Genomic DNA, 20,890 nt, shown 5'->3' with positions numbered 1-20,890 from the left:
CTGCGAACTCCCCGATGAGCGCTCGTCACAGGCGCTGCAAAGGAGCCTGCCATGTACCACGACCTTTCCGGCGACCGCGTCACCGTCGCGAACGATGCCGCCAGGCTCGCCTGGAACGACACGCTCGAAGCGGTGCTGGCGCATGCCGCCGCGGCGCCGGATCACCTTGCCCGCACGCTTGCCGCCGATTCCGATTTCGCGCTGGCCCATGCGGCCAAGGGGCTGATGCTGATGTCGCTCGCCCGGGCCGAGTTGCTCGGCCCCGCATGCGACTGCCTTGCAAGGGCGCGCGCTGCCGTCGCGCAGCGGCCGGTGACGCCGCGCGAGCGCATGGTCATCGAGGCGCTTGCGCTTTGGCTTGGCGAGGCGCCGCGGCGAGCGGCCGAACAGCTCGAAGCGATCCTGAAGAAGCACCCTCACGACGTGCTGGCGCTGAAGCTCTCGCATGGCATCCGCTTCATGCTCGGCGACCAGCGCGAGATGCTGGCGACCTTGCACCGCACCGCGCCTGGCTTCGGCGAACACCACCCGCTCGCCGGCTATGTCCATGGCTGCTACGCCTTCGCCCTGGAGGAGCGTGGCCTCTATGCCGAGGCCGAACGGGTCGGCCGCCTAGCCGTGTCCCTGAGCCCGCGCGACGCCTGGGGCCGCCATGCCGTCGCTCACGTCCTGGAGATGACGGGCCGTGTCGACGAGGGCATCGCCTGGCTCGGCGACAGCCGCACCTTCGCTCATGCCAACAATCTGCGCTTCCACATCTTCTGGCATCTCGCGCTGTTCCATCTCGAGCGCGGCGAGACCACCGAGGTGCTGCGCCTCTACGACAAGGAGATCCGGGCCGAGCAGACCGACGACTATCGCGACATCGCCAATGGCGCCTCGCTGCTCGCGCGGCTGACCTATGCCGGCGTCAATGTCGGTGCGCGCTGGGAGGAGCTCGCCGCCAAGGCGGAGGGCCACGCCCGGGACGGCCGCCTCGTCTTCGCCGACCTCCATTATGCGCTCTCGCTGCTCGGCGCAGGCCGTCCCGATGGCGCAGAGGCGATCGCCCGCAGCCTCGTCCTCGACGCGCGTTTCCACCCAAGTGAAGAGCGCGCCGAGGCCGCCTATGCCGGCGCGCTCGCCGCTTTGGGCCTGATCGCATTCAGCGAGGGGGATCATACCGAGGCGGCTCGCCATCTCGGCACCGCTCGCGATCATCTCCTGGCCATCGGCGGCAGCCACGCCCAGCGCGACCTGTTCGAGCAGGCCTATGTCGAGAGCCTGATCCGCTCCGGCAATCACGACCGTGCTGCGATCGTGCTGCGGCAACGGCTGGCAAGGCGTGGCGGCCACAACCGCTTCGCCAGCCGAAGGCTCGCAGCGCTCGGGAAGTCCGCAGGCGGTCTCATCGCCGCGCTCGCCGTCGCGTCCACCCCGCTCGCCATCGTCCATTGAACCGAAATCACGGGAGCCCACCGTCATGACCAGCGCCACCATGTCCCGCGGCCTCGCGCTGCCATCCGCCCGCACTGTGCTCAACCTCATGCTCGGCGGCTTCGCGGCGCTCGGTTTCTGGGAGCTGTTCTCGGCCGTGCCGACCGCCTGGTTCGCCGAGTACCCGCTGGAGCCGCCGGAGCTGGTCAAGTCGCTGTTTTCGCATCAGTTCGGACTGGCGCTGTCGACGCCGGTGGCCAAGCTGCTGCATTTCCTCACCGGCTTCCTGTTCTATCCGCTCGGCTACTGGGTGCTGACCCGCTGGGTGAAGAGCTTCGGCATGTCGGCCGATGGCTGGATCTGGGGCGTGATCACCTATTTCATCGCGCTCGGCTTCTTCGCTCCGCTCGCCGGCCAGCATTTCCTGCTCAGCGACGTGCCGCGGCTCTCGCTGATGAGCCTCATCGGCCACGCCATCTACGGCTACCTCGCCGCTTACGTCTTCGAAGCGCTCGAAGCGCGCTCGGCCTGATCATCACAGGGAGAAACGCCATGTTCGACAGGCGCAGCCTCATCCTGACAATCGCCGCGACCTTCGCGGCGACGGTCATCGCACATGATGCCCATGCCGAGGCCCCCAGCCCCATCAACACGCTCGGCTCGCCCGATGGCGTCGCGATCCGCGGCTTCGATCCGGTCGCCTATTTCCGCGACGGCGGGCCACGGCTCGGCAAGGCGGAGTTCTCGGTCAGTCATGCTGGCGCCACCTGGCGCTTCGCCAGCGCCGAGAACAAGGCGTCGTTCGAGGCGCAGCCGGCGCGCTATCTGCCGGCCTATGGCGGCTTCTGCGCCTACGGCACCTCGCGCGGCTACCTGGTCAAGATCGAGCCGGAAGCCTGGTCGATCGTCGATGGCCGGCTCTACCTCAACTACGACCTCGGCGTCCGCAAGACTTGGGCCGGCAAACCGAAGACCTACATCGCCCGCGCCAACGACAATTGGCCGCGCCTGGGCAATGCGGATATTCGCTAGGTAGCACGAGCGTCCGCCGTCGTTCGCCATGTGCCAATTGCGGGTGCAGGCCGGCTCGAGCTGACGAACCCGAGCGCGGCACGATCGACCGCTAGTCTCGCGGCAGGCTGCGGGCGGTGAAATCGCAGGATTGCTGGGCGATGGCGGCGACGCGTTCGGCCAGCGGCGAGACATCGCCCTTGCGGTGCACGGCGTAGTAGCGCAACGGCGGGATCGGCGGCTCGGTCCTGATGACGCGCAGCCGGCCGCGGGCGATCTCCGGCCCGAAATAGCTGGCGGTCAGGAAGGTGACACCCAAGCCGGCAGCGGCGAGGCCGGCCAGCACGTTCAGGCTGTTGCACTGGACGACGCGGTTGATCTGGAGCCCGTTGGCGACCGCCCAGTCGAGCACCAGCTTCTGCAGGCCGGAACCCTGGGTCTGGCTCAGGATCGGGTAGCGCGCCATTTCGCCAAGCGGAATCGTATCCAGTTCAGGACCGAAGCCCGGCGCCGACACCCATTCGAGCTGGACCGTGTCGAGCGGCAAGCTGGCGAAATCCGCACGTTGCGGCGGATCGAGCGCGATGACGAGATCGAGCTCGTTGGCGGCGAGCTTGCCGAACAGGTCGACGCTGGCCGCGACCTCCGGCACGGGGATCACATTGGGATAGTCGCGCTTCATCGCGACGATGAGCTTGGGCAGCCAGGTCAGGGCGACGAGCTCCGTCGCGCCGAACCGGAACGGGCCCGAGAAGGTCGCGGCCCCGCCCGCCGCCTCGCGGAAGCGCGGCTCCAGCGCCAGCAGCTCGGCCGCGATCGGCAGGCTCGCTTCTCCGGCCCGGGTCAGGCGCAAGGCGTGGTTGGAGCGGTCGAAGAGCGGGCCTGAGACGACGCTTTCGAGCTCGATGATCCGCTTCGACACCGTCGATTGCGCGAGGTTGAGATGGTGCGCGGCCTCGGTGAAGCCGCCGAGCCGGGCGGTCCAGTAGAATGCCTCTATCTGCTTGAGGCTGGCCGATCTCATGATGCGTGCCCCCGCGCCCAGCAATGGCTTTGCTATGAATAAAAGCGATGCCTATCGAGAATTATATTCGCTTTCTGTCATCGTCGCCATGTCACATAATTTTTGCAAGGACGTCATCCGGGACAGAATCTTCCATGCCGTTGATCGGTCATCGCACCAATCCGAGCTCTCCCGCCGTTCCCGGCGCGGTCCTCGACGGGTTCCGCAGCGCCGCGGTCTCGCTCATCTCCGATGTGATGAACCGGCTGCACGGGACGAAGGCGTTGCGGCCCTATCATCGCTCCGGCGTGCTCGTCGGCACGGCGGTGACGGTCAAGACGCGGCCCGGAGACAACCAGACCCTGCACCGCGCCTATGAGCTGCTGCGCGCCGGCGACGTTCTGGTCGTCGATGGCGGCGGCGACCTGACCCAGGCGCTGGTCGGCGAGATCATGATGAGCCGGGCTCGCGCCATGGGCGTGGCCGGCTTCGTCATCGACGGCGCGATCCGCGACGTCGATGCGTTCCTGCAGTCCGATTTCCCCTGCTATGCCCGCGGCGTGACGCATCGCGGCCCTTACAAGAGCGGGCCGGGCGAGATCAACGTGCCGGTTTCGATCGACGGCATGGTGGTGATGCCGGGCGATGTCGTGGTCGGCGACGCCGACGGCATCGTCGCCTTCGACCGAACCGATGCGGCCGAGCTGCTCGATCTCGTGCGTCAGCAGGAGGAGCGCGAGGCGAATGCGCTCGCCGCTATCGCCGAGGGCCGGATCGACACGTTCTACATGGGTGCCGGAAAGGCTGCGTCGTGACGGTATCGGCCATCCCACTGTCCGCGCGCGTCGGCCGGATCAAGCCTTCGCCCAGCATGATGGCGCGCCTGCGCGCCCAGGAGCTGAAGGCACAGGGCCGTGACATCATCGATCTCACCACCGGTGAGCCGGATTTCGACACGCCCGCCCATATCCGGGAGGCAACGACTGCGGCGATGGCGGCCGGCGAGACGCGCTATGCGCCGGTCAACGGCACGCCGCGCCTGCGCAAGGCGATCATCGCCAAGTTCGCGCGCGAGAATGGCGTGACCTACACCGCCGACGAGATCGTCGTCGGCAGCGGCGCCAAGCAGGTGATCTTCAACGCCCTCGCCGCGACGGTCGGTGAGGGCGACGAGGTCATCGTGCCGGCGCCCTATTGGGTGTCCTATCCCGACATGGTGCTAGCCTGCGACGGCACGCCCGTCATCGTCGCCTGCGGCGAGAACGCCGGCTTCAAGCTCACCGCAGAGGCGCTCGAAGACGCGATCACGCCGCGCACGCGCTGGCTGCTTCTGAACACGCCGTCGAATCCGACCGGCGCCTTCTACTCCGCCGCCGAGATGACAGCGCTGACTGATGTCCTGAAGCGCCATCCGCAGGTGGCGCTGATGACCGACGATATCTACGAGCATATCCGCTTCGATGGCGGCGAGCCGGTCTGCCCGGTCGCGATCGCGCCGGAACTGCGCGAGCGCACCTTGCTCGTCAACAGCGTCTCCAAGACCTATGCGATGACCGGCTTCCGGATCGGCTATGGCGCCGGGCCGAAGGGGCTGGTCAAGGCGATCAACGTCATCCAGTCGCAGACGACCTCCGGCGCTGCCTCGATGTGCATGGCGGCTGCAGCCGCGGCGCTCGAAGGCGACCAGAGCTTCGTCGGCGAAGCGCGCGCAGCCTACCGCCAGCGGCGCGATCGCGCGGTCGAACTGCTCGACGCGATCGACGGCATGAGCTGCCTGAAGCCCGACGGCGCCTTCTACGTCTATCCGAGCTGCGCCGGGCTGATCGGCCGGCGCCGGCCGGACGGGCGGGTGCTCGAGAGCGATCTCGATGTCGCCCTCTATTTCCTCGAGGAGGCCGGCGTCGCCGTCCTCGACGGCTCGGCCTATGGGCTCTCGCCCTATCTGCGCCTGTCGATCGCGACCTCGCTTGCCGCGATCGAGGAGGCCTGTGCCCGCATCAGACGGGCGAGCGAAGCACTGCAACGATCATAAAAAGGGGATGACGATGAAGCTTTTCTCGGTTCTCGGCCTGACGGCCGTTCTCGCCGCCGGTCTCTCTAGTGCCGCTCAGGCCGACCAGCTCGCCGACATCAAGACACGCGGCAAGCTGATCTGCGGCACGCTCGGCACCGCCGAGCCGTTTTCCTTCCAACATCCGCAGACCCGCCAGATCGTCGGTTACGACGTCGACATCTGCCAGAAGGTCGCCGACGCGCTCGGCGTTTCGCTGGAGCTCAAGGGCATCGCGGTCGAGGCCCGCATCCCGGAGCTACTGCAGGGCCGGGTCGACATTCTCGCCGCCAATCTCGGCTATACGCCCGAGCGCGCCCAGCAGATCGACTTCTCCCATTCCTACTTCGTCAGCCAGCAGAAGCTGTTGACCACCAAGGACTCCGGCATCACCACGCTGGAGGGCCTGGCCGGCAAGAAGGTGACCGCGATCAAGGGCTCGTCCTCCGAGCAGGGCGTGCGCCGGCTGATCCCGACCGCCGAGACAGTGACCTTCCAGGACACCTCCTCGGCCTTCCTGGCGTTGGCGCAGGACAAGGTCGATGCCTTCTGCGGCTCCGAGCTCATCCTGGTGAAGCTCGCCAAGCAGTCGAAGGTGCCGATGCTGGTGATCGAGAAGTCGCTCTTCGTCGAGCCCTGGGGCCTTGGCCTGCGCAAGGGCGAGACCGCCTTCAAGGAACAGGTCAACGGCGTGCTCAGCAAGCTCGCGAGCTCCGGCGAGCTCGACACGATCTTCGGCAAATGGCTCGGCGAAGGCACCGCCTTCAACATCAAGCGCGACTACAAGGTCGAAGAGATCAAGAGCTGATCGCGCGGCGAGCGCCAGGGGGCGTGGTCGGATGGGCTATGTCTTCGATCTCGGCAGCGTGCTGAACGGGAAATATCTCGACTGGTTCCTGATCGGTCTTGCCACCACGCTGGCGCTGACGGTCGCGGCCTGGTGCCTCGCCATGACGATGGGGATCATCCTAACGCTCGTCCGGATGATCCCGTTCCCGCCGCTCGGCTGGTTCGTCGCACTCTATATCGAATACCATCGCAATGTGCCGCTATTGGTCCAGATCTTCGTCTGGTATTTCGGCGTGCCGTCGCTGCTGCCGCGACCGGCGCGGCAATGGATCAACGCCCATCACGGCGAATTCCTGCTGGCGGCGATCGCGCTTGGCCTTGCTGCCGCCGCCTATGTCGCCGAGGACATCCGCAGCGGCATCCGCTCGATCCCCAAGGCGCAGTACGAGTCGGCCCGCTCGATCGGCTTCGGCTATCTCGGCGCCATGGGCTATGTCGTACTGCCGCAGGCACTGCGCATCGCCGTGCCGCCACTGATCAACCAGACCCTGCTGCTGTTCAAGAACACCAGCCTCGCCATGGCGATCGGCGTAGGCGAGCTGACCTACCGGACGCGCGAGGTCGAGAGCTACACCTTCAAGACCTTCGAGGCCTTCGCGGTCGCGACCGCGATCTATCTCGCCATCTCCTTCGGCATCATGGCGCTGGGCAGCTGGTCCGGCCATCGCCTCAAGCTCGAGACGCGCTGATGCTCGAGATCCTGCAGAACAACTGGCTGCTCTTCCTCGTCGGGCAGTATCCGCACGGGCCGATCGGCGGGCTCGCCATGACGCTGTTCATGGCCTCGATTTCGCTGGCGCTGTGCTTCCCCTTCGCCATCGCGCTGGCGCTGGCGCGCCTCAGCCCCTATCGCTGGCTGCGCCTGCCGGCCACCGCGATCGTGCACACGGTGCGCGGCCTGCCGCTGATCATGTTCATCTTCTGGACCTATTTCTTCTCGCCGCTGGTGATCGGCCGGGCGGTGGGCGGGGTCGAGACGCTGGTGATCGCGCTCGTTATCTATGAAGCAGCCTATCTCTCCGAGATCATCCGCGCCGGTATCGAGGGCCTGCCCAAGGGCCAGGTCGAGGCGGCGACCTCGCTCGGCCTGCGCTACTGGCCGACGACGATAAAGGTCGTGCTGCCGCAGGCGCTGCACAACATGCTGCCGAGCATGGTCAGCCAGTTCGTCTCGACCATCAAGGAGACCTCGCTCGGCTATGTCATCAGCGCCCATGAGCTCACCTTCGCCGCGGCTCAGGTCAACAACGTCCTGCTGACCCAGCCCTTCGAGGTCTACGGCATCCTGGCGCTGACCTATTTCGCGCTCTGCTTCGCGCTGACATCGCTGGCCCGCCTGATCGAGCGGCGTATCTCGGGCGACCGCGGCGGCACGCCCGGCGTCACCATCGCGGCATGAGGCAGCCATGATCCGCTTTGAGAACGTCGACAAATGGTTCGGGGCGCTGCAGGTGCTGGCCGATGTCTCCGGCGAGGTCCGGCGCGGCGAGGTCAAGGTCCTGGTCGGCCCCTCGGGTTCGGGCAAGTCGACCCTGATCCGCACCGTGACGCGGCTGGAGAAGATCCAAAGCGGGCGCGTCTGCGTCGATGGCGCGGATGTCGCAGCGCGCGGGCTCGACATCAACCGCCTGCGCCAGCGCGTCGGCTTCGTCTTCCAGGCCTATAACCTGTTCCCGCATCTCACCGCGCTCGGCAACATCACGCTCGGCCTGACCAGATTGCGCGGCCTGTCGAAGGCCGCGGCCCGCGAGCGCGCCATGGATGAACTCGCCCGCGTCGGGCTGACCGAGAAAGCGAACGAGATGCCTGGCCTGCTCTCCGGCGGCCAGCGCCAGCGCGTCGCCATCGCCCGCTCGCTGGCGATGGACCCGGAAGTGATGCTGTTCGATGAACCGACCTCGGCGCTCGATCCGGAGATGGTCGGCGAGGTGCTGGCGGCGATGAAGCGGCTCGCTGCCGGCGGCATGACCATGATTTGCGTCACCCATGAAATCGGCTTCGCCCGCGAGGTCGCCGACGAGATCTGGTTCATGGAGGCGGGGAGGGTCGTCGAGCGCGGCAGGCCGGCGGAACTCAGCGACAGCGCGACCTATCCGCGGCTCACTGCCTTCCTGCGTATGGTCGGGCATCAGCGATAGCATCGAACACCTTGTCGCGAGCAAGCCGCGCTCAATTGCGGGCGATGGTCGCCGCCATCGGCCCTGATGACCGAGCCTGTGATAGAGCTTGCTCCGCGTGAGACCAGGAAAGCGACTGTCGCGGCGATCTCTTCTGGCGTGCCGAGAGACGGCCTCCAGCTTCCCCGAGTGCGGCCCGGAAACCCGCTTCTTCTTCGGCCGGCTCGGCCTGGCCGCGTATCCAGCCGCTCGGGGTGTCCGGGATCGCGACGATGCGCTCTTGCGGTCGCTAGGATGCCCACGCCCGGGAGAGCGGCTCAAGGCTCGCCAACTACTCTCGCAGTCATAAGATGATAAAATCTGCGATTGTGAAGGCCGTACTGTGCAGGCCGGTGAAGGTGATGCTGTTACCACCTGCGAGGTCGAGAGTTGCGACGCCGTTGACGTCGTGGAGCGCTGCCAGGATATCCGCCTCGGTTGTCCAACCGGTGCCGTTGATGTCCACGGGAATCGCGACTTGGTCACTGCCCGGCTGGAAATCCAGGATCGCGTCATTTCCACTGCCGGATCGGAACACGAACCGGTCGGTCACGACGCCGGTGATTGGATATTCCTGGCCGGCGGCCAGAGTGTCATTGCCGGCGCCTCCTTCGATATAATCTGAGGCAGCATTGCCGGTGATCCTGTCATTCCCGGCATCGCCGAGCAGCACGTTGACGAATGCGCCGGGGGTGCTGAACGTGCCCTGGTACACGGTGATGGTGTCGTCGCCATCGCCGCCATAAACGATGTTGTGACCGCCGCCGCATAAGATCGCGTCGGCACCGCCCCCCGCGTAGACCGTATTCGTGCCCTCGCCTGTATCGATCTGGTCGTCACCGGCTCCGACAGAACTGCCATCGGGCAAGACTTCGTCGCCATAGACCGTGTCGTTACCCAAGCTCAACAGAATCTTGTCGTTGCCAAGGCCACCCCTCACATAGGTCTCGACAACGAAAAGGTCTGCCGAGATTCGGTCGTTGCCGGCTCCTCCGAAGAGCGTCTCCCTCGCACCGAAGTCGGAATACAGGACATCGTCGCCGTCCCCGCCATAGAGCGTGTCGGAACCTTCACCGCCGGCGAGACAGTCATTGCCGCCCGCCCCAACGAGCATATCGTCGCCGCCCAAGCCTGAAAAAGAATCGTCGGCGTCTCCTCCGATCAGCAAGTCAGCGAAGTTCGAGCCACGGACACGTTCGATCGATATGAACGTGTCGCCGTCGGCATCGGTACCCGCTCCGATACCGAGATCGAAGCGCACCACAGCTCCCATGGACGCGGTCTCGTAGCTAACGGTATCGACGCCGTCCCCACCGTCCAAAAGATCGACACCCGTTCCACCGATCAGGACATCGTCACCCTGCCACCCGAAGATCTGGTCGTCTCCTGCGCCACCCTCCAGGATGTTGGCCCCGTCATCACCGCCGATCAGATCGGCGAAGGCCGAGCCAACCGCGCCTTCAATCTCGATGAAACGGTCGATTAGGCCGCCTCCATCGAAGGTATATCCCTGCGCCAGTGACACGCTGATGCCCGCAACTGCGTCCGCATAGGAGATCCGATCAAGGCCCGGACCACCATGGACGAGGTCTGAGCCCAGACCCGGTGCGATCAGGTCATTGCCAGCATAGCCGGGAATGTAATCGTCGAAATTGGTGCCGGTTACCGTGTCATCCCCGAGCAGGATCTGGGAGATGGCAGGATAGACGGCTGGAAAGGGCAGAAGGTTGACCGATATGGCAATATTGAGCGAATATAGGACTGTCGTTCCATAGGACGCGCCAATCGAATAGACCGTCTCGAAGGCCGGGCCGCCGCGCGGATTGGGCGCCCGAGTCCACCCCACCTCGGTGAAGACCCCATCAGCCGCGAAGATAGTGCTTCGATTGTAGGAAATTTGTGAGAAGCGGTCGAAAAACGACATCGTAGAGCCGGACGAAATCGCACTTGATGCGCGCGAAATCGCATCATTGAGCCAAGCCTGATCCAGCGACAGGGGGGTGTCGGGCCGTCCTCTGACTTGAACCATTGCCGGGACCTGCTCTCGCTTGAAAACGGGTCAGTATAGATTGCCGGCCTGCGGCGCGGAAGCAAGCCGAGCGTTGCCGCAGGCCCTTCCGTCAGATTGAAAACGGCTCTGGGCTTCGACCGGCCAACACCACGCGTACGATCTGACGCGGATTGCATTCGCGCAAAGCGTCAGCCTCGGCGAGAGCCTGCCGCCAAATCAAGAAATCGTCTGCGGCCAGATTTGCCTTGGCGGCCAGCCCTTCGACAAGGCGTCCTTCGGCAACAGGTTCGCAAAGGTGTGCAAAGCCTCAGGCGTGCCGGGGAGCGGGCGCGGCCTCACGGACGTGCGACCGCTGGCGCTCAGACGCTCATGCCAGCACCGAAAGAGGAGTGGCAAACACCGGGCCAAGAAGCACAGCCTAAAAACACAAAATCCCGCGCCACGTGGTGTGGTGCGGGATTTTGGGTAAAAACCCTAAGGTTCTCAGCATGGTAGAAAAATAGTGGTGCCCAGGAGAGGACTCGAACCTCCACGCCCTTGCGAGCGCCAGCACCTGAAGCTGGTGCGTCTACCAATTCCGCCACCTGGGCAACGGCGGTTCGTTTACGGGGGCCGAACGCAGCTGTCAACGGGCGAAGCCGGCTTTATTGACAACACCGCATCTGCCCGTCCTCCGGCAACGCCTCGCTGCCTTCACAGCTGCGTTGCGATGCACTAGGACAGGCGCAGCGATCCCAGTTTTCAGCGCTTCCAAACGGAGCTTCGCGTCATCATGACGGTCCTGCCTCCCGCTTCGCAACTCGTCACGGTCTTCGGCGGCTCCGGCTTCCTCGGGCGGCATGTCGTGCGGGCGCTGGCGCGGCGCGGCTATCGTGTTCGCGCTGCGGTTCGGCGCCCGGATCTCTCCGGTTTCCTGCAGCCGCTCGGCACCGTCGGCCAGATCACTGCGGTGCAGGCCAATCTGCGCTACCCCGATTCGGTCGCGGCCGCTGTGAAGGGCGCCAATGCGGTGATCAACCTCGTCGGCATCCTGCAGGAGAAGGGCCGGCAGAATTTCTCGTCGGTGCAGGCGCAGGGCGCACGCACCGTCGCGCAGGCCTGCGCGACTTTCGGCGTCGACCGGCTGGTCCAGGTCTCCGCGCTCGGCGCCAGCGCTGATTCGAAATCAGCCTATGCCCGCAGCAAGGCCGAGGGCGAGGCGGCGGTTCACGCTCTGGTCAAGCAGGCAATCCTGTTGCGCCCCTCGGTGATGTTTGGGCCGGAGGACACTTTCTTCAATCGCTTCGCCTCGCTGGTGCGCATGCTGCCGGTACTGCCGCTCGCCGGTGCCGAGACCAAATTCCAGCCGGTCTTCGTCGGCGACGTCGCCGAGGCGGTCGCGCGTGCCGTCGACGGCAAGCTCGATGGCGGCAAGGTCTATGAGCTCGGCGGTCCGGAGGCGAAGACCCTGCGGGAGCTGATCGACTATGTCTGCGAGGTCACCGGCCGCAGGCGCCTGATCGCGCCGATGCCTTTCGGGCTCGCCCGCCTGCAGGGCCAGGTTCTCGAGATCGCGGACATGCTGACGCTCGGCCTTTTGCCGAAAGAGCTCATTCTGACGCGCGACCAGGTCCATCTGCTCGAGAGCGACAATGTCGTATCCGCGACTGCCGAGAAGGAAGGCCGGACCCTGCGCGGGCTCGGCATTGCGCCGGTCTCGGCCGAGGCCGAGGTGCCCGCCTATCTCTGGCGCTTCCGCAAGTCGGGCCAGTTCGACACCGCCCGCGCCGGCGGCTGAGCCCAATTACGGCACCAGCACCAGCTTGCCGGCGCTCTGCCGGCTTTCCAGCGCGGCATGAGCGGCACTCGCCTGCGCCAGCGGGAAGCTGCTGCCGGGCAGGAGCTTCAATTCGCCAGCGGTAACCAACGCGAACAGCTCGCCGAGGTCGTGCACGAGGCGCTCCGGTGCGAGATGCGGCAGGAGCGAGAAGCCGGCGATCGCGCGATTGCCAAAGATCAGGGCCTTCAACGCCTCTGCATCCGGCCGGAAATCGGCTATCGAGAGCGGGCCGTAAAGCACGAGACGTCCAAATGGCGCGAGCAAGGCAAGGCATTGCGCCGGGATGTCGCCGCCGGACGCATCGAAGATCAGGTCCGGCCCTGCGCCGTCGGTTAGGGCACGGACCTGTTCCGGCCAATCGGGCCGTGTGTAGTCGATGCCCGCATCGGCGCCGATGTCCTGTGCCAGCGCGAGTTTCTCGTTCGAGCTCGCCATAGCGATCACGCGCTTCGCCCCGGCCCGCTTCGCCAACTGGACCAAAAGGCTGCCGACGCCGCCAGCCGCGGCGCTGACCAGGACGTTGCGCCCGGCGGCCGGATTGCTGCGCAGCAGATGCAGCGCGGTCAGGCCCTGCACCTGCAGCGCGGTAGCGGCCGCAAACGGCAGTGTCTCCGGCAGGCGCACGAGGACATCCGCGCTGACCGCGACATAGTCGGCGTAGCCACCGCTCTGACGGTCTGCGAGATAAAGGGCTGCGGCGACGCGCTCGCCGACCGAAAACGTTGTGACGCCTTCCCCTAGTGCCGCGATGGTGCCGGCAATCTCGACACCGGGACTGAAGGGCAGGGGCGGTGTCACGACATAGCGGTCCTGCCGCATCAACACCTCGAAGAAATTGACGCCGACGGCGCCGACCGCGATCAGCACCTCGCCGGGGCCAGGCGAGGGCTGGTCGATCTCGACGGTCTCGAGCACGTCGGGGCCGCCGAAGCGGCTGTACTGGATGGCTTTCATGGCAGGCCTCACGCGAAGGGGCTGAACGTGAGGCGCGTTCTGGGCTAGGGTAGCGAGCGGTGGCTACACACCGATTTGTTCGCTGCAGACCAAGAGGTGAGCATGGCCGACCCGATGAAGCGCTTGCCGATGCTGCCGGTCGAGCGGGCGCTCAAGGTGATCTCCGGCCGCTGGAAGGCCGTGATCCTCTACCAGCTCTTCGACGGCCCCAAGCGCCTGTCGGAGCTGCAGAAGCGCATTCCGCCAATCACCCAGAAGGTGCTGATTCAGCAATTGCGCGAGATGGAAGAGCACGGCCTCGTCAGCCGCGAGATCTTCCGGCAGGTGCCGGCGCGCGTCGACTATGCGGCGACACCGCTTGGCCAGAGCCTCGCCCCGGTGATTGCAACGCTGTGCGACTGGGGCCGCCGCCATGCCGCCGATCTCGGCGAGCTCGACAGCCTGTCCGAGTGCCGTTACCGCCCGGGCGAGCGTTCCGAGGCGGCCTGAAGCCGTCTCAAAGCATGCTGGGCAGGACGCGGTCCGGAGGCTTGTGCCCGTCCATGAAGGTCTTGATGTTGACGATGACCTTCTCGCCCATGTCGGCGCGGCCCTCATGCGTGGCCGAGCCCATATGCGGCAGCACGACGACGCGATGATTGCGCGCGAGCTTGAGCAGGCGCGGATTGACCGCCGGCTCGTGCTCGAACACGTCGAGGCCGGCGCCGGCGAGTTCGCCGGCCTCCAGCATGCGTGACAGCGCCGTCTCGTCGACGATCTCGCCGCGCGCCGTGTTCACCAGGATGGCGTCGGGCTTCATCAGCTTGAGGCGGCGCGCCGAGAGCAAATGATAGGTCGCCGGCGTATGCGGGCAGTTGACCGAGACCACATCCATCCGCGCCAGCATCTGGTCGAGCGAATCCCAGTAGGTCGCGTCGAGCGCCTCTTCGATGCGCGAATCGAGCCGGCGGCGGTTGTGATAGTGGATCGACAGGCCGAAGGCGGCGGCGCGCTTGGCCAGCGCCTGGCCGATCCGGCCCATGCCGACGATGCCGAGACGCTTGCCGGTGATGCGGCGGCCGAGCATCCAGTTCGGCGACCAGCCGGCCCATTCGTCATCGGTGATGATGCGCGCGCCCTCGGCGATGCGCCTGGCAACGGCGAGGATCAGCGCCATCGTCATGTCGGCGGTGTCGTCGGTCAGAACGCCCGGCGTATTGGTCACGGTGATGCCGCGCTGTACGGCGCTGGCGACGTCGATATTGTCGACGCCATTGCCGAAATTGGCGATCAGGCGCAGCTGCTCGCCAGCCTGGGCGATCAAGCCGGCATCGATCTTGTCGGTCACGGTCGGGACCAGCACGTCGGCGGTCTTCATCGCCTCGACCAAAGCGGCCTGGCTCATCGGCGTGTCGTCGAGATTGAGCCTGGCGTCGAAGAGCTCCCGCATCCGCGTCTCGACCACGGCCGGCAGCTTGCGCGTGACGACGACCAGGGGCTTCTTCTTCGACATGGACGGCTCCCTAACAGGCCCCTCAGGCTCCGATATTGCTGGCGTGCGCCGGCTAGGCGCGACACCGTGGCTGCTTCGTCGCCATTCCGCCTCAACCCCCCATTAACCGAGGCGCTTCAGGAATTGAGTCGGACAGTTTCGACGGACGGCAGCCGTTTCGTTGTCTAGCAGCGTTGCGGCGGAACACAACCTGACCCATTGGCGCTTAGTCGGCGCCGGGCAGGTCGAGGAGTGGGTTTGATGACGGTTAAGACGATGCGCGGCGCCGCCGGCCTTCTGCTCGCAATGGGACTGACCCTGCTGGCGACGCGGAGCATGGCGCAGGAGGTCGCCGCCGGCCCCGTCTCCGGCCTGCCGCTGCCGCGTTATGTCAGCCTGAAGTCAGACCGGGTCAATCTGCGCGAAGGCCCGTCGAAGGAGCATCGCACCAGCTGGGTCTTCCAGCGCGCCGGCCTGCCCGTCGAGATCACGGCTGAATTCGAGACCTGGCGGCGCGTGCGCGACGCCGACGGCACCGAAGGCTGGGTTCTGCACAGCCTGCTCTCGGGGCGGCGCACCGTGCTGGTCTCGCCCTGGTCGAAGAACAAGAGCGAACCCTTTTCCCTGCGCGATGCCGCGAACGAGGGCGGGGCCGTGGTCGCGACCCTCGAGCCCGGCGTCATCGCCAATGTGCAATCCTGCCAGAACGCCTGGTGCCGCGTCACGGTCAGCAAGATGTCGGGGTATATCCGGCAGGACAGGCTCTGGGGGGTCTATCCCAACGAGACCGTGCAATAGCGCTTCGATCCGGGAAGCGCCGAACGGTCGTATCCGCTTCGGACTAGGCCTCAGTCGGCGATCTTGCGCAACCTGACGACGACATCGACCCGGCTGATCTCGTAGCCTTCGGGCGCGGGCGGCAGCGCGGCGACATCGACCGCCGAAGCCGGGATGTCGATCACCTTGTCCTCGCCGTCGACGACGAAATGGTGGTGGTCGCTGTTGTCGGTGTCGAAGAAGGTCTTGGCGCCGTCGATCGCGAGCTCGCGCAGCAGGCCAGCCTCGGTGAACTGGTGCAGCGTGTTGTAGACGGTCGCAAGCGAGACCGGCACGCGCGCCTTCATCGCTTCCTCGTAGAGGATCTCGGCGCTGACATGCCGATCCCCCTTGGCGAAGAGCAGCCAGCCGAGCGAGACGCGTTGACGGGTCGGTCTCAGGCCTACCCGGCGCAGCTTCTGGCGCACATCGTGGAAGGGGCAGCCCTGCCGCGCATCCGCTCCAATGCCCTCGTCCTGCGTCAGGCGGTCCATGCCTTGCGTCAACTCCTCATGCCTCCCCGGAATGGGAAAGCGCCAGCTTAGATTCGATGTAAGGCTTTGACCCCCTGGCCGCAAGCATCGCGGCGCCGCCGCTAGGACCTGCGAGAGACTAACACAGTGTCGCCGGCTGATCATCCACGGCCGCGCCGGCCTTGCGCCCTTCCGTTCCGCAGCGACGCTGTGTTAGGCACGTTGCATCGGGGGTTGGCAGCCGAATGCATGGCGGCCGCAATGGAGTGAAGTCGGATATGGAGCGGCAATCGTCATTCAGCTACGAGGAAATCCTCGCTTGCGGGCGCGGTGAACTCTTCGGGCCGGGCAATGCGCAGCTGCCGCTGCCGCCGATGCTGATGTTCGATCGTATCGCCGAAATCAGCGAGGATGGCGGTCCGCACGGCAAGGGCCTCGTCCGTGCCGAGTTCGACATTCGCCCGGACCTCTGGTTCTTCGATTGCCATTTCAAAGGCGATCCGGTCATGCCGGGCTGCCTCGGGCTCGACGCGCTCTGGCAGCTCACCGGTTTCTTCCTCGGCTGGCTCGGCCTGCCGGGCCGGGGCCGGGCGCTCGGCGTGGGCGAGGTCAAGTTCGCCGACCAGGTGCTGCCCTCCGTCAAGCGCGTCGTCTACGGCGTCGACTTCAAGCGCGTCTTCAAGTCCAAGCTCGTGCTCGGCATTGCCGATGGCTGGCTCGAAGCCGACGGCAAGCGTATCTATACCGTCTCGGACATGCGCGTCGGCCTGTTCAAGCCCGAAGCGGCCTGAGCAAACCAGCCGGAGCGGGATGCGGAAAAGTGGGAGCCGCTTTTCCGCAGGGACCCCGCTCTAAAATATTAGAATCGATGGCGTTTGCGATTTTGGACCGTTCCTGTCCGGAATCATCGTGATCGAGGTGTCTTGCGTTCGCCGTCCGCGCGGTCCATTTGCGCAGGTATCGACTGAACGAGGGGCCGGGGCTGGCCTCCCGGCCTGTCACCAAAGAGCCGGAGAAGCAGCATGAGACGCGTTGTGGTCACCGGGATGGGCATCGTCTCGTCCATCGGCAACAATACGCAGGAAGTGCTGGCCTCGCTGCGCGAGGCCAAGTCCGGCATCTCCTATGTCCCGGATTTCGCCGAGCACGGCTTCCGCAGCCGGGTCGCCGGCGTACCTTCGCTCGATCCCGCGACCGTGCTCGACCGCCGCGCCATGCGCTTCCATGGTGGTGGCTCGGCCTGGAATCAGGTTGCGATGGAGCAGGCCATCCGCGACGCCGGGCTGGAAGAAAAAGAAATCAGCCATGAGCGCACCGGCATCATCATGGGCTCGGGCGGCCCCTCGACCCGCGCCCTGATCGACGCCTATGACAAGGCCCGCGAGAGCGGCTCGTCCAAGAAGGTCGGCCCGTTCGCGGTGCCCAAGGGCATGTCCTCAACCGCTTCGGCGACGCTCGCGACCTGGTTCAAGATCAAGGGCGTCAATTATTCGATCTCCTCGGCTTGCGCGACCTCGAACCATTGCATCGGCAACGCCTACGAGCTGATCCAGTGGGGCAAGCAGGACGTGATCTTCGCCGGCGGCTGCGAGGAACTCGACTGGACGCTCTCCGTGCTGTTCGACGCGATGGGCGCGATGTCGTCCGATTTCAACGACACGCCCGCGGTGGCCTCGCGCGCGTATGACGCGAAGCGCGACGGCTTCGTCATCGCTGGCGGTGCCGGTGTCGTCGTGCTCGAGGAACTGGAGCACGCCAAGGCCCGCGGCGCTCGCATCTATGGCGAGGTCGTCGGTTATGGCGCGACGTCGGACGGCTACGACATGGTCGCGCCCTCGGGCGAGGGCGCCGAGCGCTGCATGCGGATGGCGCTGCAGGGCGTGAAGGCCAAGGTCGACTACATCAACCCGCATGGTACCTCGACCCCGGTCGGCGACGCCAAGGAGATCGAGGCGATCCGCACGGTTTTCGGCGCCGGCGACAAGAGCCCGCCGATCTCGGCGACCAAGTCGCTGACCGGCCATTCGCTCGGCGCGACCGGCGTGCAGGAGGCGATCTACTCGCTGCTGATGCTGAACAACGACTTCGTCGCCGAGAGCGCCCATATTGAGGAGCTCGACCCGGCCTTCGCCGACATGCCGATCGTGCGTAAGCGCATCGACAATGCCGGCCTGGGCTGTGTGCTCTCCAACTCGTTCGGCTTTGGTGGCACCAACGCCACGATCGTGATGAAGCGGCTGGAGGCCTGAGGCCGCCATGCTTTTCATGGTGATCGAGCATTTTGACCAGGCGCGGGTGAAGGAAATCTACGCCCGCTTCCATGAGCGCGGCCGGATGATGCCGGACGGCCTGACTTATATCGACAGCTGGATCTCGGCCGATTTCGCGCGCTGCTTCCAGGTGATGCAGTGCGACGACGTCACCAAGCTGCAGGAATGGGTGCTGGCCTGGGGCGATCTCGCCCGCTTCGAGATCGTGCCGCTCGCGGCCTCGAAGGATACGGCGGCGGCGGTGAAGAAGCATCTCTGACGTGACAGAGATCGTCTAGACGACTATATCCCTCGTCTAGACGGAGCATCCAGATGGCGTTCCATATTCGCGACCCTGAAACCGATCGCATTGTGCGTGCGCTTGCGGCTAAAACCGGCGCGACGCTGACTGACACTGTCCGAAGCGCCGCGGAGGAAAAGCTGGCGCGCGTCGAGCAGTTCGAGGCGCAGGCCGATCAGCGGCCGCTCCGCGAACGCATCCGCGATATCCAGGAGCGTGTCGCAGCTCATGGCAAGACGGGATTGAAAGCCGACAAGGCCTTCTTCGACTGGCTGTCGGGCGACGAATGATCTTCGTCGATGCTTCCGCCCTGACCGCTGTGATGGCTGGCGAGCCCGCGGCTGACCGCGTGCTCGACTGCCTCGAAAGCGACGCGGCCTTCTTCACTTCGCCTATCGCCATCTACGAAACGGCGCTCGCGATCGCCCGGCTCGCCAACTACACCGTAGCTGAAGCCTTGGGCGAAGTTCGCGAGCTCGTCGGGCGCGCAAGGATCGTTATCGAGGACATTGGCGATGCTCATGCCGATGCGGCACTGGCGGCTTTCGCCCGCTTCGGCAAGGGCCGGCACCCCGCGGCATTGAACATGGGCGACTGCTTCGCTTATGCCTCCACGACGCTGCGCAATGCAGCCATCCTGTTCGTCGGCCAAGATTTCGGTCGAACCGATCTCCGAGCGGCCCTTGCCGAATGATGAGTTGAAAGACCAGCAATGCTCCCCCTGATGCACAACAAGCGCGGCCTCGTCATGGGCGTCGCCAACCAGAACTCGATCGCCTGGGGCATTGCCCGGACCCTGCATGCGCATGGCGCGCAGATGGCCTTCACCTATCAGGGCGATGCGCTCGGCAAACGCGTCAAGCCGCTCGCCGAGAGCATCGGCTCGAAACTGGTGCTTCCCTGCGATGTCGAGGACGTCTCGACGCTCGACGCCACCTTCGCCGCGATCGACGAGGCCTGGGGCGGCGATCCGGAGCGCAACACGCTCGATTTCCTGATCCACGCCATCGGCTTCTCGGACAAGAACGAGCTCAAGGGCCTCTATGCCGACACCACCCGCGAGAATTTTTCGCGGACCATGGTGATCTCGTGCTTCTCCTTCACCGAGGCAGCCAAGCGTGCCGCCGAGCGGATGCCGCAGGGCGGCAGCATGATCACGCTGACCTATAGCGGCTCGACCCGCGTGATGCCGAACTACAATGTCATGGGTGTCGCCAAGGCGGCGCTGGAAGCGAGCATGCGTTACCTCGCCGCCGATTATGGACCCAAGGGCATCCGGGTGAATGCGCTCTCGCCTGGCCCGGTGCGCACCCTCGCCGGCGCCGGCATCTCCGATGCGCGCGCCATGTATTCCTGGCAGCGCGCCAACTCGCCGCTGCGCAAATCGGTGACGCTGGAGCAGATCGGCGGCTCGGCGCTCTATTACCTCTCCGACCTCTCGGGCGGGGTGACCGGCGAAGTCCACCATATCGATGCCGGCTATCACATCACCTCGATGCCGGTGCTGGAAGGCCTGCGCGCTGCCGATACCGGCAACGGCGACTGAGTCAGTCAAGGCCTTCCGCCGACCACGCGGCGGAGCTATCCTCCCCACCGGTGGAACCCGGGGCGCATGCCGTCGGTTCGATCAGTGAGCCATGGAGGACGCTCATGGTCATGGTCAAATACGAGATCGTCCAGCACGATGGCGGCTGGGCCTATAAGGTCGGCGACGCCCTATCCGAGACCTTCCGCTCGCATGATGCGGCGCTCAAGGCGGCCAATAAGGCTGCCGCCCGCCAGAAGCGGCCGGGCGTCACCGATGGCATCGTCTATCAGGATGCGAAGGGCGAGTGGCACGAAGAGCTGGCCGATGGCCGTGACCGGCCCAATACCCGGATCGTCGATGGCGGCTGAGGCTGCTCCTCACCTCTGGGTGAAGAAGGTCAGCAGCACTTTGCCTTTCTCGCCGATGAGGCAGAGGAAGCGGCGCGGCTTGTCGGATTTATCGGTCTTCAGATAGGCCTCGCCCATGAGGATGCGCGTGATCGGCGTCGTCTCGACCTTCGTCTCCGCGACCGCGATCGTCAGCCCGTCCTCATCGATGAAGATGTCCTTGATCTCCGGCTCGCGCGCCGTTAGCGCCGCCATCGCGGTCGATTTGCAGGCGGCTAGCTCCGGAGAGGCCGGTTTCTCGACTGGCGCAGAAGAAGCCGGTGAGGTGTCCTGGGCGAGCGCCGGGGCGGCCAGGAAAGCGAGCAGCGCAGTCGCGCAGGCGGTTTTGCGGAGCATGTGAACCTCGGTTGTTGCCGAGGTTCAAACGCACAGTCGC

26 protein-coding genes and 1 tRNA gene are annotated in these 20,890 nt (G+C 65.6%); 19 read left to right on the top strand and 8 right to left on the bottom strand.

The genetic code is table 11. The features are described from left to right. Positions 1-51 precede the first annotated feature (51 nt). Genes B6S44_RS08835 through B6S44_RS08825 form a run of 3 tightly spaced genes read left to right on the top strand, consistent with a single transcriptional unit; the run spans position 52 to position 2,448 of the window. Positions 52-1,437 (top strand): tetratricopeptide repeat protein, encoded by a 1,386-nt coding sequence (locus B6S44_RS08835; protein ID WP_129156503.1) that lies wholly within the window; start codon positions 52-54, stop codon positions 1,435-1,437. 25 nt (positions 1,438-1,462) lie between these two features. After that, positions 1,463-1,948, top strand: coding sequence for a hypothetical protein (locus tag B6S44_RS08830; RefSeq protein WP_129156502.1), 486 nt, complete (start codon positions 1,463-1,465; stop codon positions 1,946-1,948). A gap of 20 nt (positions 1,949-1,968) precedes the next feature. Then, positions 1,969-2,448 carry a YHS domain-containing (seleno)protein gene (locus tag B6S44_RS08825; RefSeq protein WP_129156501.1) on the top strand — a complete coding sequence of 160 codons (480 nt, stop codon included), beginning with the start codon at positions 1,969-1,971 and terminating at the stop codon, positions 2,446-2,448. A 91-nt stretch (positions 2,449-2,539) separates the two neighbouring features. Here the strand turns inward: B6S44_RS08825 and B6S44_RS08820 are convergent, their stop codons facing one another. After that, positions 2,540-3,451, bottom strand: a complete 912-nt coding sequence (locus B6S44_RS08820) for a LysR family transcriptional regulator (RefSeq protein ID WP_129156500.1) — start codon at positions 3,449-3,451, stop codon at positions 2,540-2,542. Between the two features lie 134 nt (positions 3,452-3,585). On the opposite strand from B6S44_RS08820, the gene B6S44_RS08815 reads away from it, so the two are divergent. Genes B6S44_RS08815 through B6S44_RS08790 form a run of 6 tightly spaced genes read left to right on the top strand, consistent with a single transcriptional unit; the run spans position 3,586 to position 8,467 of the window. Next, on the top strand, positions 3,586-4,245 hold the full coding sequence (locus B6S44_RS08815) for an RraA family protein (RefSeq protein ID WP_129156499.1): 660 nt from the start codon (positions 3,586-3,588) through the stop codon (positions 4,243-4,245). After that, positions 4,242-5,462 carry an aspartate transaminase gene (locus tag B6S44_RS08810; protein ID WP_129156498.1) on the top strand — a complete coding sequence of 407 codons (1,221 nt, stop codon included), beginning with the start codon at positions 4,242-4,244 and terminating at the stop codon, positions 5,460-5,462. The genes B6S44_RS08815 and B6S44_RS08810 overlap by 4 nt, the downstream gene beginning before the upstream one ends. 13 nt (positions 5,463-5,475) lie before the next feature. Further along, entirely contained in the window at positions 5,476-6,288 is an 813-nt protein-coding gene (locus B6S44_RS08805; protein WP_129156497.1) for an ABC transporter substrate-binding protein, read from the top strand. A 31-nt stretch (positions 6,289-6,319) separates the two neighbouring features. Continuing rightward, positions 6,320-7,018 carry an amino acid ABC transporter permease gene (locus B6S44_RS08800; RefSeq protein WP_129156496.1) on the top strand — a complete coding sequence of 233 codons (699 nt, stop codon included), beginning with the start codon at positions 6,320-6,322 and terminating at the stop codon, positions 7,016-7,018. After that, positions 7,018-7,728, top strand: a complete 711-nt coding sequence (locus tag B6S44_RS08795; RefSeq protein WP_129156495.1) for an amino acid ABC transporter permease — start codon at positions 7,018-7,020, stop codon at positions 7,726-7,728. Before B6S44_RS08800 ends, B6S44_RS08795 begins: the two co-directional genes overlap by 1 nt. Positions 7,729-7,735: 7 nt before the next feature. Continuing rightward, complete coding sequence (locus B6S44_RS08790; protein WP_129156494.1) at positions 7,736-8,467, top strand: amino acid ABC transporter ATP-binding protein; 732 nt, start codon at positions 7,736-7,738, stop codon at positions 8,465-8,467. On the opposite strand, the gene B6S44_RS30190 is transcribed toward B6S44_RS08790, so the two are convergent. The 3 genes from B6S44_RS30190 to B6S44_RS08775 all read right to left on the bottom strand — a co-directional run bounded on the left by B6S44_RS30190 (position 8,458) and on the right by B6S44_RS08775 (position 11,086). Further along, positions 8,458-8,748: an SDR family oxidoreductase gene (locus tag B6S44_RS30190; protein ID WP_129156493.1), complete on the bottom strand. Its 291-nt coding sequence runs from the start codon at positions 8,746-8,748 to the stop codon at positions 8,458-8,460. The genes B6S44_RS08790 and B6S44_RS30190 overlap by 10 nt on opposite strands. A gap of 41 nt (positions 8,749-8,789) precedes the next feature. Continuing rightward, entirely contained in the window at positions 8,790-10,514 is a 1,725-nt protein-coding gene (locus B6S44_RS08780) for a calcium-binding protein (protein WP_129156492.1), read from the bottom strand. 485 nt (positions 10,515-10,999) lie between these two features. Next, positions 11,000-11,086 (bottom strand) — tRNA-Leu (locus B6S44_RS08775). A 182-nt stretch (positions 11,087-11,268) separates the two neighbouring features. On the opposite strand from B6S44_RS08775, the gene B6S44_RS08770 reads away from it, so the two are divergent. Then, complete coding sequence (locus B6S44_RS08770) at positions 11,269-12,273, top strand: complex I NDUFA9 subunit family protein (protein ID WP_129156491.1); 1,005 nt, start codon at positions 11,269-11,271, stop codon at positions 12,271-12,273. Positions 12,274-12,279: 6 nt separating this feature from the next. On the opposite strand, the gene B6S44_RS08765 is transcribed toward B6S44_RS08770, so the two are convergent. Further along, entirely contained in the window at positions 12,280-13,269 is a 990-nt protein-coding gene (locus tag B6S44_RS08765; protein ID WP_129156490.1) for a quinone oxidoreductase family protein, read from the bottom strand. A gap of 102 nt (positions 13,270-13,371) precedes the next feature. Here B6S44_RS08765 and B6S44_RS08760 point away from each other — a divergent pair, with 102 nt between their 5' ends. Beyond that, complete coding sequence (locus tag B6S44_RS08760; protein ID WP_129156489.1) at positions 13,372-13,758, top strand: winged helix-turn-helix transcriptional regulator; 387 nt, start codon at positions 13,372-13,374, stop codon at positions 13,756-13,758. Between the two features lie 7 nt (positions 13,759-13,765). Here B6S44_RS08760 and B6S44_RS08755 read toward each other — a convergent pair whose 3' ends face one another. Next, positions 13,766-14,761: a 2-hydroxyacid dehydrogenase gene (locus tag B6S44_RS08755; RefSeq protein WP_129156488.1), complete on the bottom strand. Its 996-nt coding sequence runs from the start codon at positions 14,759-14,761 to the stop codon at positions 13,766-13,768. A gap of 240 nt (positions 14,762-15,001) precedes the next feature. Between B6S44_RS08755 and B6S44_RS08750 the strand changes: the two genes are divergently transcribed. Then, on the top strand, positions 15,002-15,538 hold the full coding sequence (locus B6S44_RS08750) for an SH3 domain-containing protein (RefSeq protein ID WP_465246095.1): 537 nt from the start codon (positions 15,002-15,004) through the stop codon (positions 15,536-15,538). A 50-nt stretch (positions 15,539-15,588) separates the two neighbouring features. On the opposite strand, the gene irr is transcribed toward B6S44_RS08750, so the two are convergent. Then, positions 15,589-16,050, bottom strand: a complete 462-nt coding sequence (irr, locus tag B6S44_RS08745) for a Fur family transcriptional regulator Irr (protein ID WP_129156487.1) — start codon at positions 16,048-16,050, stop codon at positions 15,589-15,591. A 257-nt stretch (positions 16,051-16,307) separates the two neighbouring features. Between irr and fabA the strand changes: the two genes are divergently transcribed. The 7 genes from fabA (at position 16,308) to B6S44_RS08710 (ending at position 20,475) form a co-directional block, all read left to right on the top strand. After that, complete coding sequence (gene fabA, locus B6S44_RS08740) at positions 16,308-16,820, top strand: 3-hydroxyacyl-[acyl-carrier-protein] dehydratase FabA (RefSeq protein ID WP_110490985.1); 513 nt, start codon at positions 16,308-16,310, stop codon at positions 16,818-16,820. 231 nt (positions 16,821-17,051) lie between these two features. Further along, positions 17,052-18,278 carry a beta-ketoacyl-ACP synthase I gene (gene fabB / locus B6S44_RS08735; protein WP_129156486.1) on the top strand — a complete coding sequence of 409 codons (1,227 nt, stop codon included), beginning with the start codon at positions 17,052-17,054 and terminating at the stop codon, positions 18,276-18,278. A 7-nt stretch (positions 18,279-18,285) separates the two neighbouring features. Continuing rightward, a complete protein-coding gene (locus tag B6S44_RS08730) occupies positions 18,286-18,558 on the top strand; it encodes a DUF3303 domain-containing protein (RefSeq protein WP_129156485.1) in 273 nt (90 codons plus the stop codon). Between the two features lie 53 nt (positions 18,559-18,611). Continuing rightward, positions 18,612-18,869 (top strand): type II toxin-antitoxin system VapB family antitoxin, encoded by a 258-nt coding sequence (locus B6S44_RS08725; protein ID WP_129156484.1) that lies wholly within the window; start codon positions 18,612-18,614, stop codon positions 18,867-18,869. Further along, positions 18,866-19,273, top strand: a complete 408-nt coding sequence (locus B6S44_RS08720) for a type II toxin-antitoxin system VapC family toxin (protein WP_129156483.1) — start codon at positions 18,866-18,868, stop codon at positions 19,271-19,273. The genes B6S44_RS08725 and B6S44_RS08720 overlap by 4 nt, the downstream gene beginning before the upstream one ends. Before the next feature lie 18 nt (positions 19,274-19,291). Then, complete coding sequence (gene fabI, locus B6S44_RS08715) at positions 19,292-20,125, top strand: enoyl-ACP reductase FabI (protein WP_129156482.1); 834 nt, start codon at positions 19,292-19,294, stop codon at positions 20,123-20,125. A gap of 104 nt (positions 20,126-20,229) precedes the next feature. Then, a complete protein-coding gene (locus tag B6S44_RS08710; RefSeq protein WP_126113984.1) occupies positions 20,230-20,475 on the top strand; it encodes a DUF2188 domain-containing protein in 246 nt (81 codons plus the stop codon). Positions 20,476-20,484: 9 nt separating this feature from the next. Here the strand turns inward: B6S44_RS08710 and B6S44_RS08705 are convergent, their stop codons facing one another. Further along, on the bottom strand, positions 20,485-20,850 hold the full coding sequence (locus tag B6S44_RS08705; RefSeq protein WP_129156481.1) for a hypothetical protein: 366 nt from the start codon (positions 20,848-20,850) through the stop codon (positions 20,485-20,487). Between the last annotated feature and the right edge of the window lie 40 nt (positions 20,851-20,890).

This window comes from Allobosea sp. Tri-44 (genome assembly GCF_004123845.1).
Taxonomy (GTDB): Bacteria; Pseudomonadota; Alphaproteobacteria; order Rhizobiales; family Beijerinckiaceae; genus Allobosea.
The sequence above is the reverse complement of the archived record's forward strand: the minus strand, read 5'-3'. Positions and strand labels throughout refer to the sequence as shown.

Excerpts from the sequence above, each read along its gene's own strand:
- B6S44_RS08755 (WP_129156488.1), bottom strand. The coding sequence starts at position 14,761 with ATGTCGAAGAAGAAGCCCCTGGTCGTCGTCACGCGCAAGCTGCCGGCC.
- B6S44_RS08730 (WP_129156485.1), top strand. The coding sequence starts at position 18,286 with ATGCTTTTCATGGTGATCGAGCATTTTGACCAGGCGCGGGTGAAGGAA.
- B6S44_RS08790 (WP_129156494.1), top strand. The coding sequence starts at position 7,736 with ATGATCCGCTTTGAGAACGTCGACAAATGGTTCGGGGCGCTGCAGGTG.
- fabB (WP_129156486.1), top strand. The coding sequence starts at position 17,052 with ATGAGACGCGTTGTGGTCACCGGGATGGGCATCGTCTCGTCCATCGGC.
- B6S44_RS08725 (WP_129156484.1), top strand. The coding sequence starts at position 18,612 with ATGGCGTTCCATATTCGCGACCCTGAAACCGATCGCATTGTGCGTGCG.
- B6S44_RS08800 (WP_129156496.1), top strand. The coding sequence starts at position 6,320 with ATGGGCTATGTCTTCGATCTCGGCAGCGTGCTGAACGGGAAATATCTC.
- B6S44_RS08795 (WP_129156495.1), top strand. The coding sequence starts at position 7,018 with ATGCTCGAGATCCTGCAGAACAACTGGCTGCTCTTCCTCGTCGGGCAG.
- irr (WP_129156487.1), bottom strand. The coding sequence starts at position 16,050 with ATGGACCGCCTGACGCAGGACGAGGGCATTGGAGCGGATGCGCGGCAG.
- B6S44_RS08835 (WP_129156503.1), top strand. The coding sequence starts at position 52 with ATGTACCACGACCTTTCCGGCGACCGCGTCACCGTCGCGAACGATGCC.
- B6S44_RS08765 (WP_129156490.1), bottom strand. The coding sequence starts at position 13,269 with ATGAAAGCCATCCAGTACAGCCGCTTCGGCGGCCCCGACGTGCTCGAG.
- B6S44_RS08830 (WP_129156502.1), top strand. The coding sequence starts at position 1,463 with ATGACCAGCGCCACCATGTCCCGCGGCCTCGCGCTGCCATCCGCCCGC.
- B6S44_RS08720 (WP_129156483.1), top strand. The coding sequence starts at position 18,866 with ATGATCTTCGTCGATGCTTCCGCCCTGACCGCTGTGATGGCTGGCGAG.
- fabA (WP_110490985.1), top strand. The coding sequence starts at position 16,308 with ATGGAGCGGCAATCGTCATTCAGCTACGAGGAAATCCTCGCTTGCGGG.
- B6S44_RS08805 (WP_129156497.1), top strand. The coding sequence starts at position 5,476 with ATGAAGCTTTTCTCGGTTCTCGGCCTGACGGCCGTTCTCGCCGCCGGT.
- B6S44_RS08770 (WP_129156491.1), top strand. The coding sequence starts at position 11,269 with ATGACGGTCCTGCCTCCCGCTTCGCAACTCGTCACGGTCTTCGGCGGC.
- B6S44_RS08710 (WP_126113984.1), top strand. The coding sequence starts at position 20,230 with ATGGTCATGGTCAAATACGAGATCGTCCAGCACGATGGCGGCTGGGCC.
- B6S44_RS08750 (WP_465246095.1), top strand. The coding sequence starts at position 15,002 with ATGACGGTTAAGACGATGCGCGGCGCCGCCGGCCTTCTGCTCGCAATG.
- B6S44_RS08705 (WP_129156481.1), bottom strand. The coding sequence starts at position 20,850 with ATGCTCCGCAAAACCGCCTGCGCGACTGCGCTGCTCGCTTTCCTGGCC.
- B6S44_RS08780 (WP_129156492.1), bottom strand. The coding sequence starts at position 10,514 with ATGGTTCAAGTCAGAGGACGGCCCGACACCCCCCTGTCGCTGGATCAG.
- B6S44_RS08760 (WP_129156489.1), top strand. The coding sequence starts at position 13,372 with ATGGCCGACCCGATGAAGCGCTTGCCGATGCTGCCGGTCGAGCGGGCG.
- B6S44_RS08815 (WP_129156499.1), top strand. The coding sequence starts at position 3,586 with ATGCCGTTGATCGGTCATCGCACCAATCCGAGCTCTCCCGCCGTTCCC.
- fabI (WP_129156482.1), top strand. The coding sequence starts at position 19,292 with ATGCTCCCCCTGATGCACAACAAGCGCGGCCTCGTCATGGGCGTCGCC.
- B6S44_RS08825 (WP_129156501.1), top strand. The coding sequence starts at position 1,969 with ATGTTCGACAGGCGCAGCCTCATCCTGACAATCGCCGCGACCTTCGCG.
- B6S44_RS08820 (WP_129156500.1), bottom strand. The coding sequence starts at position 3,451 with ATGAGATCGGCCAGCCTCAAGCAGATAGAGGCATTCTACTGGACCGCC.